This window comes from Yersinia frederiksenii ATCC 33641, from assembly GCF_000754805.1.
GTDB lineage: Bacteria > Pseudomonadota > Gammaproteobacteria > Enterobacterales > Enterobacteriaceae > Yersinia > Yersinia frederiksenii.
Genome location: NZ_KN150731.1, coordinates 3,773,115 through 3,787,802 on the forward strand (window position 1 = coordinate 3,773,115; position 14,688 = coordinate 3,787,802).

The following is a 14,688-nucleotide window of genomic DNA, read 5'->3' on the forward strand; positions in this document are numbered from 1 at the left end:
TGATGATTATATTAGAGGGATATAATATGACTGAAATAAATTATGAGGAACACAATTATAGATTTAATAATGTTGAAAGGAAAGGTATTACCAGAACGGTATTAATTTATAGCTTATTCGTTTTAATCTTTGGCATATTACTCAATGCCGATATATTGACTGATTTTTTAGCTATTTTTTCAAATGCTATTCAACCGGTAATCAATAGCATAGTCAATCATTGTCCAATTGAGGTTGAAATTCCATCTATTCCTATGGGGCCGAGTTGGAATGGTAGTAACGGTAATGCGTCACAATATATTGAGATACCTGAGTTGCGTAATAATATTAATCGATAGTAAATTTAATCTGTATTTTTTAGAAGGCATGATTTTATTTTTAACCATCTCCTAGATTCAGAAGATGGTTAAAATAGTCATTGATATTACAGTTGAGCGAAGCACCGACGAGCTGCATCTACAGTCTTCTGAATATCTTCTTTGCTGTGCGCAACTGACATAAAACCAGCTTCAAAAGCAGATGGTGCCAGATAAACACCTTCTTCTAGCATCAGATGGAAGAAGCGCTTGAAACGTTCAACATCACAATTCATTACATCCTGATAGCAGGTCACGGTTTCGGCATTGGTAAAGAATATACCGAACATCCCGCCGACATGATTAACCACCAATGGAATATTCTCGGCTTTTGCGGCATGTAGCAGACCACTAGCCAGTGAGTCGGTCAACTCTGTCAGGGTTTCATGAATACCTACCTGAGCGACCTCAGTTAGACAAGCAAAACCTGCAGCCATTGCGATTGGGTTACCAGAGAGAGTGCCAGCCTGATAAACCGGGCCTGTTGGTGCCAGTGCATCCATCACATCACGACGGCCACCGAACGCACCGACTGGCATACCACCACCGATGATTTTACCCAGACAGGTCAGGTCAGGGATAACGTCGTAATAGTCTTGCGCCCCGGCTAAGGCCACACGAAAACCGGTCATGACCTCATCAATGATCAGTAGCGCGCCAAATTCATCACAGAGTGCGCGCAGGCCTGAGAGGAACCCCGGCAATGGTGGCACACAATTCATATTACCGGCGACAGGCTCGACAATAATACAGGCGACTTCTTGTGGATACTGCTCAAAGGCTTCGCGCACCGAGGCAAGGTCGTTATAGGTACAGGTCAACGTGTGTTTGGCGAAATCAGCGGGTACACCCGGTGAGTTTGGTTGACCGAGGGTCAGAGCGCCGGAGCCAGCTTTAACCAGCAGGCAATCTGCATGGCCGTGGTAGCAGCCTTCAAACTTGATAATCTTATCGCGGCCAGTGAAACCGCGAGCCAGACGAATAGCACTCATGGTCGCTTCAGTGCCGGAGTTAACCATCCGTACCATATCCATGGTTGGCACTAAATTTGTGACTAACTCAGCCATTTTGACTTCCATTTCGGTTGGCGCGCCAAAGCTCAGCCCGCGCTCGACGGCTTCAATCACGGCCTGACGAATTGCCGGATGATTGTGGCCTAAGACCATCGGTCCCCAGGAGCCAACATAATCAATATAGGCTTTACCATCCACATCAAATAGATAAGCCCCATCAGCACGTTCAATAAATAGTGGCACGCCACCGACACCGGTGAATGCACGCACTGGAGAGTTAACCCCGCCTGGGATCAACTGTTTTGCCTGGGCATACAGACTTTCGGATTTACTCATAAACGGGCTCCTGAATTGGGCTTGGTGACATTAGTGTTAGTAACATCAGCCTTAGTAATAAAGAATGCGGCTTATTCTAAAGAACTGGCTGCGGTTATCAAATGATTGGGCGTATTTAACTGCAAGCTTGCGTAACGTGCCGCAAATTGGATCTATGGCGGTTTACAGGATCGGCTCGTTTTATCGGCGTTTAAGCAAGCACATTATGGCGGTGTAGGCTAGAATCAGCCTATCGCGCATTTGTATTACTTATTGTTTAACTGACAAGTATATAAACCATGACTGATTCAACGCAGAATATATCCGCTCAAAACGTTCCTGAACTTAAACGTGGCCGCTTTATTAATGCATTGGTTAACCGCGACAAAACTCCCTTAGTGATTCTTATCATGGCCGCCCTCGTCGGCGTAGTGACTGGCTTATTGGGGGTTGGATTTGATCGTGGTGTTGATTGGATTACGCAACAAAGACTGGCAACCCTGGCTAAAGTGGCGGATGTTGCCATTTTTGTTTGGCCGCTGGCTTTTATTATATCGGCTCTACTGGCAATGGTTGGGTATTTCTTAGTGCGCCGTTTTGCGCCGGAAGCCGGTGGTTCAGGGATACCGGAAATTGAGGGGGCAATGGAAGAGATGCGCCCGGTTCGTTGGTGGCGGGTCATTCCGGTTAAGTTCATTGGTGGGCTGGGTACGTTAGGGGCTGGCATGGTGTTAGGCCGAGAAGGACCGATGGTGCAAATGGGGGGGAATAGTGGGCGGATGATTGTCGATATTTTCCGTTTACGTAGCCCTGAAGCGCGCCACTCATTATTGGCAACCGGTGCTGCTGCTGGGCTCTCTGCGGCTTTTAATGCTCCGCTGGCCGGGATTTTATTCGTCATTGAAGAGATGCGCTCGCAGTTTCGCTATAGTCTGGTGTCAATCAAAGCAGTATTTGTTGGTGTTATTACCTCGACCATTGTTTACCGCTATTTTAATGGTGAAAGGGCGGTTATCGATGTGGGTAAGCTCAGTGATGTCCCACTGAATACCCTGTGGCTCTATTTGTTGCTGGGCATTATTTTCGGTGCTGTTGGTGTGATGTTCAACGCGCTGATATTTCGTACACAAGATATGTTTATGCGTTTCCACGGTGGCGATTGGCGCAAACTGGTATTGATCGGTGGCCTGCTGGGGGGAATGTGTGGTTTATTGACATTGATTCATGGCGATGCAGTGGGCGGCGGTTTTGCATTAATCCCAATTGCGGTAGCCGGTAATTTTAGTGTTGGCATGTTGCTGTTCATTTTTATTGCCAGGGTGATCACCACTTTGCTGTGCTTTGGCTCTGGTGCGCCAGGGGGAATATTTGCACCGATGCTGGCTTTAGGCACCATTTTGGGAACCGCCTTTGGCTTATCCTGCGCACATTTTTTCCCGCAATACAGTATTGATGCTGGCACTTTCGCCATTGCCGGAATGGGCGCACTGTTTGCCGCTTCGGTACGTGCTCCCCTGACAGGGATCGTGCTGGTACTGGAGATGACTGATAATTATCAGCTCATTTTGCCGATGATTGTGACTTGTCTAGGAGCAACCCTGTTAGCTCAGTTTATGGGGGGTAAGCCCTTGTATTCAGCTATTTTAGCCCGCACATTACAAAGACAAGAGCAGGCAGCAAACGAGGCTGCGGCGCAACAAGCAGTAGTTGAAAGTCCCGCTCAAACAGGTAGATAATATATAACATTGGCCAGCAATACTTGAATGAAATACTCAGGTATTAGATAATTGATAAATAGGCCCGTTATCTTTTTAAAGTATATTGGCTATAGATCAGGCTGCCATTGTAGTAACCTGCAACTCGAACACCGGTTGGGAGTAATAGTATGAGCGACGAAACAGTACTGCCCCTGCAGTTTACCGAGGCGGCGGCAAAAAAAGTTAAACTGCTGATTTCAGATGAGGAAAATCCAAATCTGAAGCTGAGGGTTTACATTACCGGTGGCGGATGCAGTGGGTTTCAGTACGGCTTTACCTTTGATGATCAAATCAACGATGGCGATATGACCATTGAAAAACAAGGTGTTGAGCTGGTTGTTGATCCAATGAGCCTACAATATCTGGTCGGCGGTGCAGTAGATTACACCGAAGGGTTAGAAGGCTCGCGTTTTATCGTGACGAACCCGAATGCGAAGAGTACCTGCGGGTGCGGCTCTTCTTTCAGTATCTAATTTATCCTTCGCTGTTGGCGCTATAGCCCCAATGACTTTGGACATAAATCTGCTGTTCAATATTCGATAAAAAAACCGCAACTTTTAAAGCTGCGGTTTTTTACATCTAACTTTTACCATTCTACAGTAATCAATTGCACTGTTGGGTCGCCACTGGTTTTGCTCAGTAGCGAGCTATCTGGTGCAATAAAGGAATGGCTAATGATAGGTTCTGTAATCAATCCATTCCCTCTATTACATTGTATTTGTGGATAATTCCTTTTCAGGCTATTAGCCAGGTATTTATTTTGACTTGGTGATTGCACCTGACAAGATGACACGATAGTCAGGTTTAAATCTATTGTGCCGCTTAGCCCCTGGGCCAGCGACGGACTGGCAAATAATGCCAGCCAAAAATAAAACATTAAGTATTTCATAATTATCAACAGCATGTATAACAGCGGTATCCCACTCAGTCAGCTAAATGGGGATATTCTGCTTTCTTGACGCTACAGCGTTGTTAGCGGCACTCACTCGCCCAAATCACTTACTTGGGTAAATTGATAGGGAGCAAGTTTGATTTATATATCGGCTAATTATTTAAAAACTTGAAGATTTATAGCGCCAATACATTTAAATCGTCAACCGTTGCTCCCCTGTCGTTATAAAAACGAGAGTTATGGGGTATCAGAGTGATTTATGAATTGTACACAAATTAACCCAATTAGAGAATATCCAATTTTCTGCGGTGCTTTAATGCTCTATCTCAAAGGTCGGCAGCTTTAAACGCCAGCGAATAGCCGCCAGCCTGATACCTAAGGTTATAACCATGCCCAGCATCATTGCTTGCTGTAATGGCATGCCAAAAGTATAAAACGCCGTCGCATGAACGATGCCACCAATAATACAGGCGGTGGCATAAATTTCAGTACGCAGGATCATTGGGATCTCGCGAGCTAAAACGTCGCGGATAATCCCACCACCAACACCAGTGATAACCCCCATACAAATAGCCACCAGCGGGCTGGCTCCGGCAGCAAAGGCTTTATTGACCCCAATGCCCACAAATACCGCCAGACCAATGGCATCCAGCACTGGCAGGATCCATTTAGGTGTTCGCCGTGGTTGGCGTACCAGCAAAATCGTTGCCAGGCAGGTTACCATTGCAACAACCAGGTCTGTAGGATCTTTCACCCAAAATACTGGGCCATTGGCTAAGGCCATGTCGCGTATCGTACCCCCACCGACGGCGGTGACCACCCCCAAAACCAACACACCAAAAGGGTCCATGCGCAACTTGCCCGCCAGTAACACCCCGGAGATAGCAAATACCGCAGTACCTAAAATATCCAGCCAATAGACCAGCATTAATGTGACTCCGCCACAGTAGATGGGAGGCTGGCCATTTGCTGGCACAGCTGTTTCGCGGCGAGCACAATACGTGGACCGGCGCGATTAAACCAGTCCTCATTAAGTGCTATCACAGGTACTGCAAGTTGTGGCCGCCAGAAAGTATTGATGTTCTCGGTCTGAGACCCATCGCCACTGACTACGATTACCTGTGGTTTGCGGATTATCACTTGTTCACGGCTGACCTGCGGCCAGGGCACCCGACTATGGGCAAAAATATTCTCACCGCCACACAGGGAGATTACTTCACTCTGCAATGTATGAGCTGAACTGGTAAACAGCGGTTGCGTACCAAATTGCAGGAAAGTCCGTAGTGGTTGACTGCGGGTATTATGGCTACGCAACTCTACAACCTGTAGGCGCAATTGTTCAGCCGCCTGATGTGCTTGTTCAGGGTGTGGGCTGTATTGCGCCAGTTTATCCAGATCATCTGCAATCTGATTAATATTTACCGGATCAGAATAAAAGATCGGAATACCAAAGGACGCCAGTTGCTCCAATGGGCGCTGTGGATTACCACCTCGCCAGGCGAGGATCAAATCTGGCTTTAATGCCAAAATCCGTTCTACATTCACCCCTTGCCAAGAAGCCACATGCTCAAGCTTTTTAGCCGCTTCCGGATAGTCTGAGTAAGCACTTACTGCAATGAGTTTGTCTCCTAGCCCAGCGGCATAGGCCAATTCTGTGGTACTGGGTGATAAACTGATAATCCGCTCTACAGCCATAGCGCGTGACATAAGCGCGCTCAGTATCAATAGGCCAAGCAACAATATGATTGCGGCTTGTGGCCGGATTATTGCTGCTCGCGGCGGAGAGAAAAGAGTGAGCCGCACCATTAACCGCGTTGCGCCAACTGGGTTAACATTGCTTCGATCATCAATGTCGACTGCTTAGCCGCGACGACCAGGAACTCCTCAAAACTAAGATGGGACTCTTGGTCTGCCACATCCGAAATGGCGCGTACGACAACGAAAGGAGTTTTAAATAGATGGCAAACATGGCCAATAGCCGCAGCTTCCATTTCAACAGCGGCAACTGTCGGGAAAGTCTCACGGATGCGAGTCAGAGGCGCGGCACCATTAATAAAGGCATCACCGCTGCAAATTAGGCCGCGTACTGCATTTAAATTCAATTGGCCGATGCAAGTCTCTGCCAGGGCAATCAGGTCAGTGTCGGCAACGAAAGCCGCTGGGCAACCGGCCATTTGGCCTGGTTCATAGCCAAAAGCAGTTACATCGGCATCGTGATAACGAACTTCAGTAGAAATCACGATATCGCCCACTTTTAAGTCAGAGGCTAAGCCACCTGCTGAGCCGGTGTTGATAACAACATCGGGTTGGCAATGCTCGAGCAGCAAAGTGGTGCCCATGGCCGCAGAGACTTTACCGATACCGGATTTCAGTAAAGCGACATCCACACCATTGAGCTGCCCAGTGTAAATCTCACAGCCTGCACGTGCGAAGGTTTGGCGATTCTCAATTTTGCCACGCAGTAACGTGACTTCTTCTTCCATCGCACCAATAATTCCTACTTTCATCTGGGTACCCGCCTAGTTAAGGAGTGGATTAATCTGTGATTAGCGGCCGACAGTTTATCAGGTAAGTAAGACTGTCGGGTAGCTCACCAAAGATAATGCGTAATCTGCCGCAGTTCATGCGTAATCAATTGCATCTTCTGCTGATAGTGGGTATCACTATTTATCCCTTTGGCACTTGCCGTAACACCAATGATGTTGGGGATGTACTTAAATACTTAGGGGGGGAAGATGTCTGGGATCGACTTTAAGCAAAAAATCAGTTTTCAGCGACCATTTGGTAAACCCAGTTCGGCTGAAGATGAATATGAGATTACCCGAGTATTTGAGAGTGACCGTGGCCGGATTGTAAACTCTGCTGCTATTCGGCGTTTACAGCAAAAAACTCAAGTATTCCCACTGGAACGTAATGCCGCGGTACGTAGTCGGTTAACCCACTCATTAGAAGTACAGCAAGTTGGTCGCTATATTGCCAAAGAGATCTTAAATAGGTTTAAGCAGGATAAAAAAATTACTGCCTATGGGCTGGATAAACTGCTTGATCCTTTTGAAAGCATTGTGGAAATGGCGTGTCTGATGCATGACATCGGTAACCCACCTTTCGGCCATTTTGGTGAGTCAGCCATTAATAACTGGTTTACTAAGCAGATGGATCCCAATGGGGGAGGGGCTGAGCCGCGTGGCAAGGATCTTTGTCAGGTTAATACATTAAGGTTGCGGGAAGGGGAGACCGAACTCAATATCCTGCGCAGTAAAATCCGCCATGACTTAAGCCAGTTTGAAGGAAATGCACAAGCCATTCGCCTGGTTTATAGTTTATTAAAATTGAATCTGACCTATGCCCAGGTCGGTTGTATTCTTAAATACACGAAACCGGCTTATTGGTCAGGTGATATTCCCGCCTCTCATCATTATCTGATGAAGAAACCGGGCTTTTATCTTGCAGAAGAAGAGTATGTTAAAGACTTACGCCGCGAGCTCAATATGGGGGAATTTAATCGTTTCCCGCTGACATATATTATGGAAGCTGCGGATGATATTTCTTATTGTATTGCTGACCTGGAAGATGCAGTTGAAAAAAATATCTTCAGTGTTGAACAACTTTATGACCATATGATGCAAGAGTGGGGCGATGTTACACATGGTGATTTGTTTGATAAAGTTGTTGGTAGTGCATTTCGTCAATTAGGGCGGGGGCAGGGGCGGCGTAGTTCAGAAGATCAATTCTTCATGTATTTACGCGTGAATACGGTGGGGAAATTGGTTCCTCATGCTGCGCAGCGTTTTATTGATAATCTACCGGCGGTATTTTCAGGCTCGTTTAATCAGGCATTATTAGAAGATTCCAGTCCAGCATGTAAATTACTGCAAATTTTTAAGAAGGTAGCGGTAAAACACGTATTTAATTACCCGGAAGTGGAACAGCTTGAATTACAAGGATATAGAGTTATTAGTGGCTTGCTTGATATCTATAGCCCCCTACTGGCTATGCCACAATCTGCATTCACGCAATTGGTCGCGGAAGATAGCCATCGTCAGTACCCGATAGAGACTCGATTGTTCCATAAACTGTCGACTAAACATCGCCTGGCTTATGCTGAATCAGCAGAGCAGTTACGTAAATTACCACCAGAACAACATGAGATATATGAATATTATTATCGTGCTCGCTTAATTCAGGATTATATCAGTGGTATGACAGACCTTTATGCCTACGATGAATATCGGCGCTTGATGGCTGCGGAATAGTATGCAAGGAAATTGAGTTTTTAGCTTAATTAACTAAGTTCTGCACCTTTCAAATTCCCGGAGGGAAGGGAGAATCGTTTGTGTGAATCACTGACGTGGGTATATAGATTTGTAAAGACGGACAATATTTTTTACTTTTCCAATTATTGGTTATCTGAACTTCATCCCCCATATTTAATCTTACTATGCAAGACGACTATATCCTTCTTGCTTGAAGTTGCTGTGCTACTTGCGGTTTTTATTCATCTGAATCACTAAGATGAGTTAGATAATCGGGGTTCGCATGCAATGCCAACGGCAATGCCAATTCATTTGGGATAAGTCTGTTATATACCATTTATTGATTCATTATTATTTGTATAGCGAGAGCCTGAATACATGAAAAAAACAACTTTAGTGTTAAGTGCATTGGCATTGAGCATCGGTTTAGCCATGGGGCCGGTTTCTTCTGCCATTTCGGCAGAGACAGCCTCTTCTAGCAGCCAGCAGCTCCCTAGCCTGGCGCCAATGCTAGAGAAGGTGATGCCTTCGGTTGTGAGTATCAATGTGGAGGGGAGCACCCAAGTAAGCAATGCGGGTGCTAACGGTATCCCACCACAGTTCCAGCAGTTCTTTGGCGATGACTCGCCTTTCTGCCAAGACGGTTCACCGTTCCAGGCTTCACCAATGTGTCAAGGTGGGCCAGGTAGCAAAGGTGGCATGCCAAGTAAGCAGGATTTCCGTGCGCTCGGTTCGGGTGTAATTATTGATGCCGCTAAGGGTTATGTCGTTACCAATAACCATGTAGTAGATAATGCAACAAAAATTAACGTCAAGCTGAGTGACGGTCGCAGCTATGAAGCAAAAGTTATCGGTAAAGATCCACGCACTGATATTGCGCTGTTGCAGCTGAAAGATTTTAAAAACCTGACCGCGATTAAGATTGCTGATTCCGATCAGTTGCGCGTGGGGGATTATACCGTAGCTATCGGCAACCCTTATGGTCTGGGTGAAACCGTCACGTCCGGTATTGTATCGGCTTTGGGCCGTAGTGGCTTGAATGTGGAAAACTACGAAAACTTTATCCAGACTGACGCGGCCATTAACCGTGGTAACTCAGGTGGTGCATTGATCAATCTGAATGGTGAGTTGATCGGTATTAACACCGCGATTCTAGCACCAGATGGCGGGAACATCGGTATCGGTTTTGCTATCCCCAGTAACATGGTGAAAAACCTGACATCTCAGATGGTTGAGTTTGGTCAAGTGAAACGCGGTGAGCTGGGTATCATGGGCACAGAGCTGAATTCTGAATTGGCGAAAGCCATGAACGTAGATGCACAGAAAGGTGCCTTTATCAGTCAGGTACTGCCAAAATCTGCTGCTGCTAAAGCAGGGATCAAAGCAGGCGACGTGATTGTCAGCATGAATGGCAAAGCTATCAACAGCTTCGCCGGTTTCCGTGCTGAAATTGGTACTCTGCCAGTGGGGAGCAAAATGACCCTAGGCCTGCTGCGTGATGGCAAACCGGTCAATGTTGAAGTGACACTGGAGCAGAGCAGCCAGACTCAGGTTGATTCCGGTAATCTCTACACTGGCATCGAAGGTGCTGAACTGAGCAATTCTGATGTTAATGGTAAGAAAGGTGTGAAAGTCGATAGCGTGAAAGCCGGTACTGCTGCTGCACGTATTGGCCTGAAAAAAGGCGACATCATCATGGGTATCAACCAGCAACCGGTTCAGAACCTGGGTGAGCTGCGTAAAATCCTTGATACCAAACCATCGGTATTGGCGCTGAATATTCAGCGTGGTGATACCACGCTGTACTTACTGATGCAGTAATCACTATTAATAAAGTATTAGGTATCCATACTTTCATTCCATGAATACCTTAACAAAGGGCACAGTCGATTATCGCTGTGCCCTTTTCATTTCTATTGCTAGTACTGTGCTGGCGTGAGCATTAGATTGCGTCCAAATAATTTCTGGCGGCATAGCGAACATTGTCCATCTCATCTAACAACTCAAGCCACTCTGGTTGTAGATCTTGTAAATCTGTTTGTCGGCGTAATTGCTGCTCAATCGTCATACACAGCTGTTTCAATCGCGGCACACCGCTGCATGCACAGCTACCATGGAATTTATGAATTAGACTCAGAATATCATCGTCATGGGCACCTGCCAGAATAGCCTGCACACGGCCTGTCACTTGTGGCATAAAATCTAGCAACATGGTTAAGAGGTCTTTAGCGAGTGTCTCTTTATTTGCTGCTTGCCTGACGGCCAGTATCCAGTCTATTGACCCTTCATATTCTGATTGCGCAATGGGTTGGATATCCATCTCCTCTTTGAGCTGTGGAAAACTGTCGGGCTGATAGCGCGAAAGTGCCTGTATCAGTCGGGCTTCATCAATAGGTTTTGCCAGATAATCTGCCATTCCTAATTTTAACAACTGTTCTTGCTGCCCCCTAACTGCGTGAGCAGTGACGGCGATAATGGGGGTGTCTTGATGATGTGACATCTGATGGATAATTTCACTGGCGCGGATCCCGTCGATTTCCGGCATTTGAATATCCATTAAGATAATATCCAGTGTATTTTCTCGGGCATAAGCAATGGCTTTAGCCCCGCTGTCACACAACATCGTTTCTTCAACTAATTCTTCTAACAAAGTGCCAATTAATTTTAGGTTAGCTGGGTTGTCATCAACAGCCATCACTTTGAAAGGAAGTTTGGGTAGTTTGCGTGGTTGTTCTGTGATTGGAGATATACAATTATCTGATTCATAAGATAATAAAGGAATCAGGCGGTTGGATGACATGGGTTTAATCAAGCACGCTTTCGCACCAATCTGTTTAAGTTGTTCCGCCTCAACCTGTGATTGGCTTGGCAGAGCCAGAATGACTTGCTCTGAAATCTTCAAGGCGGCGATCAGTTTATCTTGATGAACAGCCATATTATTGCGAAATGGAATGGGTACCCCTACCAGCAGGAAATCATAATGTTGCTTTGGCAATTGAGCTAACGTCAGACTGTGGGTTATCTGCAAAGGAGTTATACTGAGGATATCCAGTGTTGCCCTCGCCGCTGCGGCATTACGCTCAATATAAGCCAGAGTTTTACCTACCAGATGTGACATATCCGGCTGGCGGTAGTGGACGGCTTCATTGAGATCCAAAGTGAGGTGGAATCTGAAGGTAGAGCCGCGATCGACCTGGCTGTGGAAGTTGATCTCGCCGCCCATTTCTTTGACCAACCTTTCGGTAATGACCAAGCCAAGCCCGGTTCCACCGTGACGGCGTGAGATACTGGCATCGGCCTGACGAAAAGCTTGGAATAACTGACTCTGTTGGGATTCCGAGATACCAATACCGGTATCGTGAATCTCTACTACGATGGTCACTTGCTGTGTCGTTTTAGCCTGCACCGCTACCAGAATGTCAATATTGCCCTGTTCGGTGAATTTAATTGCATTACCCAGCAAGTTGGTGATGATTTGCTGCAAACGCATGGCATCTCCGATGACTTGCTCCGGGACATCCTTATTAACATGCAGCGTCAGTTCCAGACCTTTTTCGTGGGCGGTATGTGCCAGCAAAATAATGACTTCATCTAGCGCACCCCGCAATGGGAAAGGGATATGCTCAAGAACCAGTTTTTCGGCTTCCAGTTTGGAGAAGTCCAGAACGTCATTAATGATGCATAACAGATTATTGGCTGACCGCTGAATAGTTTGTAAATAGTCTGTTTGGGTTGGAGTCAGTGAGGTTTTCAATGTTTGGCGGGTAAAACCAATCACCCCATTGAGCGGCGTTCGTAACTCATGGGACATATTGGCCAGGAATTCAGATTTAATTCTCGCTGCTTCTTGCGCCCGCTTTTTCGCCAGCCCCAATTCGACGTTTTGGATCTCCATCTGCTCTAGTGTTTCACGCAAGTCTGAAGTCGCCTGGTCGATATTTTGCTGCATCTCTTCGTGGTAGGCCGCCAATGACATGGCCATCGAGTTAATACCGTTTTTCAGAATATTCAACTCACCGAGCATATGCCCTTCAACGCGGCTGTCTAACTGTCCACGACGAATGCGGTCAACGGCATTGACCATATTACGGATGGGGCCGGTGACATCGCGCATCAAGCGATAAGCAAATAAAATGGCCACGCACATGCAGAACAGCAGTAACAGAGTTGAAATAAAAATTTCTTTATATTGCTGCAGGCGCACTGATTGTAAGTCCAAATCCATAGCGATATAGCCCAATGGCCGGTTCGTGATATCTGAATCCGATGTACGGTCACTGGATAGATTGGATTCCGAAACGATAGGCATCCGCATAATTAAGGAATCGCCACGATAGGAAAGCATCAGCGAACTGGGGATCGAGTCGTCTTTGGGTAATCTTAATTGTGAGGAATTGTAATTATAGTTAGATGTGACAAAAAGATTATTATCCGCGTCAAAAACCGATATTGACCGAACAATATTCGAGTGTCTGCGATGAAGAAGATTAATCAACTGACGCACGGTATCGCGATTGCGAAAGGTCATTCCATACTCACTGGCAACCGCCAGCGGTTCGATGATATTGGTGCCTGCATTAACTAATTGTTTTTGTAGCTCATTATAACGATTGACCATAAAGGAAGTACTGAGTAACAGCCCAAGAAGCAGCGTGGGGGCCAAGATTAAAATCATCATGCGCGCGCGAAGACTGTATTTGGTCATGGTATTCCAATGTGGGAGAATTAGCAGCTGACGAAACTGATGCTTGATCAATCAATATGGCGCAATTCTACTCTGCAAACCGGCGTGTGACGACCAAACAAACGATAACTGTGACAGTAAACTCTCTTGACCCTTTTGGGCAGGGGGTTGCGCGCCATCAAGGTAAAGCTATCTTTATTCCCGGAGCTCTGCCGGGAGAGCAAGCTGAAATTGAGCTAGTCGAACAAAAGCGCCAGTACGGCCGCGGTAAACTTAAACGTTTAGTGAACCAATGTAGTGAAAGAGTCACTCCTCCTTGCCCTCACTTCGGGATTTGTGGAGGCTGTCAGCAGCAACATGCCAGCAGTCAGCTACAGCAACAAAGTAAAGCCGATTCTCTTCAGCGTCTGATGGTTCGTGAGATGGGTGTTTGTCCAGAATTAGATCCGGTTATTTGTGGGCCAGAATATGGTTATCGGCGGCGAGCGAGATTAGGGTTGTTGTATCAGCCAAAACGGCAACAATTACAGATGGGGTTTCGCCAAACCGAGTCCCATGATTTAGTCTGTGTGAAATACTGTCCGGTCCTGCGGCCTGAACTGGAGCGCCTGTTATCACCACTTTATCAATGCTTATCTGCCTTGCAAGCCGTGCGCCGCTTAGGGCATGCCGAACTGGTGTTGGCTGACAATGGGCCATTGCTGGTTTTACGTCACCTTGATACCCTTAAAGAGGTAGATCGCGTGGCGCTGACTGAGTTTGCAAAACGCGAGCAAGTTGCGGTCTATCTGGCCGCCGACAGTGACAAGCTGGAAAAACTCTTCGGTGAGGATCCCTATTATCAGATAGAGGGTCTACGCTTAGCGTTTCATCCGCGCGACTTTATTCAAGTCAATGATGCCGTTAACCAGCAAATGGTGGCTCAGGCTATTGTCTGGCTTGATGTCCAGCCTGATGAGCGGGTGCTGGATCTGTTCTGTGGTATGGGCAACTTCACATTGCCATTGGCAAAACTGGCGCGAGAAGTGGTCGGCGTGGAAGGAGTTGCGGCGCTGGTGGCGAATGGGCAGTATAATGCATTCAATAACGCGCTACCCAATGCCTCATTTTTTCATGAGAATCTGGAATCCGATATCAGTTGTCAGCCATGGGCGACACAAGGATTCGATAAAGTATTATTAGATCCCGCACGCGCAGGTGCGGCCGGGGTCATGTCACATATTATCAAGCTGGCGCCAAAGCGGGTGGTGTATGTTTCCTGTAATCCCACCACGCTGGCACGAGATAGTCAGGTGTTATTAGCCGCCGGTTACCGTCTTGCTCAGGTGCGAATGTTGGATATGTTTCCCCACACCGGGCATCTTGAATCTATGGCGCTGTTCATACAGGAGCCAGGGGTCGCAAAGTAGGGAGAAGTT

Annotated in this window: 12 protein-coding genes; 6 read left to right on the forward strand and 6 right to left on the reverse strand. The window is 46.7% G+C overall.

The features are described from left to right. The first annotated feature begins 26 nt into the window (after positions 1 to 26). A complete protein-coding gene (locus DJ58_RS05155) occupies positions 27 to 338 on the forward strand; it encodes an E492 group microcin (RefSeq protein ID WP_115155782.1) in 312 nt (103 codons plus the stop codon). 86 nt (positions 339 to 424) lie between these two features. Here DJ58_RS05155 and hemL read toward each other — a convergent pair whose 3' ends face one another. Continuing rightward, a complete protein-coding gene (gene hemL, locus DJ58_RS05150; RefSeq protein WP_004706251.1) occupies positions 425 to 1,705 on the reverse strand; it encodes a glutamate-1-semialdehyde 2,1-aminomutase in 1,281 nt (426 codons plus the stop codon). A gap of 278 nt (positions 1,706 to 1,983) precedes the next feature. On the opposite strand from hemL, the gene clcA reads away from it, so the two are divergent. Together clcA and erpA are read left to right on the forward strand one after the other, a co-directional pair. Further along, entirely contained in the window at positions 1,984 to 3,420 is a 1,437-nt protein-coding gene (gene clcA, locus DJ58_RS05145) for a H(+)/Cl(-) exchange transporter ClcA (RefSeq protein WP_004706253.1), read from the forward strand. A 149-nt stretch (positions 3,421 to 3,569) separates the two neighbouring features. Then, positions 3,570 to 3,914: an iron-sulfur cluster insertion protein ErpA gene (gene erpA / locus DJ58_RS05140; protein WP_004706254.1), complete on the forward strand. Its 345-nt coding sequence runs from the start codon at positions 3,570 to 3,572 to the stop codon at positions 3,912 to 3,914. 113 nt (positions 3,915 to 4,027) lie between these two features. Here erpA and DJ58_RS05135 read toward each other — a convergent pair whose 3' ends face one another. The 4 genes from DJ58_RS05135 to mtnN form a co-directional block, all read right to left on the reverse strand. Further along, a complete protein-coding gene (locus DJ58_RS05135) occupies positions 4,028 to 4,318 on the reverse strand; it encodes a hypothetical protein (RefSeq protein ID WP_115155783.1) in 291 nt (96 codons plus the stop codon). Between the two features lie 328 nt (positions 4,319 to 4,646). Continuing rightward, positions 4,647 to 5,261: a TRIC cation channel family protein gene (locus DJ58_RS05130; RefSeq protein WP_019211026.1), complete on the reverse strand. Its 615-nt coding sequence runs from the start codon at positions 5,259 to 5,261 to the stop codon at positions 4,647 to 4,649. Next, positions 5,261 to 6,139 (reverse strand): vitamin B12 ABC transporter substrate-binding protein BtuF, encoded by an 879-nt coding sequence (gene btuF, locus DJ58_RS05125; protein ID WP_032909994.1) that lies wholly within the window; start codon positions 6,137 to 6,139, stop codon positions 5,261 to 5,263. The genes DJ58_RS05130 and btuF overlap by 1 nt, the downstream gene beginning before the upstream one ends. Beyond that, the gene (mtnN, locus tag DJ58_RS05120; protein ID WP_004706257.1) at positions 6,139 to 6,840 is read right to left on the reverse strand and encodes a 5'-methylthioadenosine/S-adenosylhomocysteine nucleosidase; all 702 of its coding nucleotides are present in this window, start codon (positions 6,838 to 6,840) and stop codon (positions 6,139 to 6,141) included. The genes btuF and mtnN overlap by 1 nt, the downstream gene beginning before the upstream one ends. 228 nt (positions 6,841 to 7,068) lie before the next feature. Between mtnN and dgt the strand changes: the two genes are divergently transcribed. Continuing rightward, complete coding sequence (gene dgt / locus DJ58_RS05115) at positions 7,069 to 8,586, forward strand: dGTPase (protein WP_004706258.1); 1,518 nt, start codon at positions 7,069 to 7,071, stop codon at positions 8,584 to 8,586. Positions 8,587 to 8,964: 378 nt separating this feature from the next. Further along, positions 8,965 to 10,407 carry a serine endoprotease DegP gene (gene degP, locus DJ58_RS05110; RefSeq protein ID WP_004706259.1) on the forward strand — a complete coding sequence of 481 codons (1,443 nt, stop codon included), beginning with the start codon at positions 8,965 to 8,967 and terminating at the stop codon, positions 10,405 to 10,407. Between the two features lie 121 nt (positions 10,408 to 10,528). On the opposite strand, the gene barA is transcribed toward degP, so the two are convergent. Then, positions 10,529 to 13,291, reverse strand: a complete 2,763-nt coding sequence (barA, locus tag DJ58_RS05105; RefSeq protein WP_032909996.1) for a two-component sensor histidine kinase BarA — start codon at positions 13,289 to 13,291, stop codon at positions 10,529 to 10,531. A 56-nt stretch (positions 13,292 to 13,347) separates the two neighbouring features. Here barA and rlmD point away from each other — a divergent pair, with 56 nt between their 5' ends. Beyond that, positions 13,348 to 14,679, forward strand: coding sequence for a 23S rRNA (uracil(1939)-C(5))-methyltransferase RlmD (gene rlmD / locus DJ58_RS05100; protein ID WP_032909998.1), 1,332 nt, complete (start codon positions 13,348 to 13,350; stop codon positions 14,677 to 14,679). Positions 14,680 to 14,688: the final 9 nt, after the last annotated feature.

Coding starts and splice junctions, on each gene's coding strand:
- clcA (WP_004706253.1), top strand. CDS start 1,984: ATGACTGATTCAACGCAGAATATATCCGCTCAAAACGTTCCTGAACTT.
- DJ58_RS05130 (WP_019211026.1), bottom strand. CDS start 5,261: ATGCTGGTCTATTGGCTGGATATTTTAGGTACTGCGGTATTTGCTATC.
- DJ58_RS05135 (WP_115155783.1), bottom strand. CDS start 4,318: ATGTTTTATTTTTGGCTGGCATTATTTGCCAGTCCGTCGCTGGCCCAG.
- hemL (WP_004706251.1), bottom strand. CDS start 1,705: ATGAGTAAATCCGAAAGTCTGTATGCCCAGGCAAAACAGTTGATCCCA.
- btuF (WP_032909994.1), bottom strand. CDS start 6,139: ATGGTGCGGCTCACTCTTTTCTCTCCGCCGCGAGCAGCAATAATCCGG.
- dgt (WP_004706258.1), top strand. CDS start 7,069: ATGTCTGGGATCGACTTTAAGCAAAAAATCAGTTTTCAGCGACCATTT.
- erpA (WP_004706254.1), top strand. CDS start 3,570: ATGAGCGACGAAACAGTACTGCCCCTGCAGTTTACCGAGGCGGCGGCA.
- rlmD (WP_032909998.1), top strand. CDS start 13,348: ATGGCGCAATTCTACTCTGCAAACCGGCGTGTGACGACCAAACAAACG.
- mtnN (WP_004706257.1), bottom strand. CDS start 6,840: ATGAAAGTAGGAATTATTGGTGCGATGGAAGAAGAAGTCACGTTACTG.
- barA (WP_032909996.1), bottom strand. CDS start 13,291: ATGACCAAATACAGTCTTCGCGCGCGCATGATGATTTTAATCTTGGCC.
- DJ58_RS05155 (WP_115155782.1), top strand. CDS start 27: ATGACTGAAATAAATTATGAGGAACACAATTATAGATTTAATAATGTT.
- degP (WP_004706259.1), top strand. CDS start 8,965: ATGAAAAAAACAACTTTAGTGTTAAGTGCATTGGCATTGAGCATCGGT.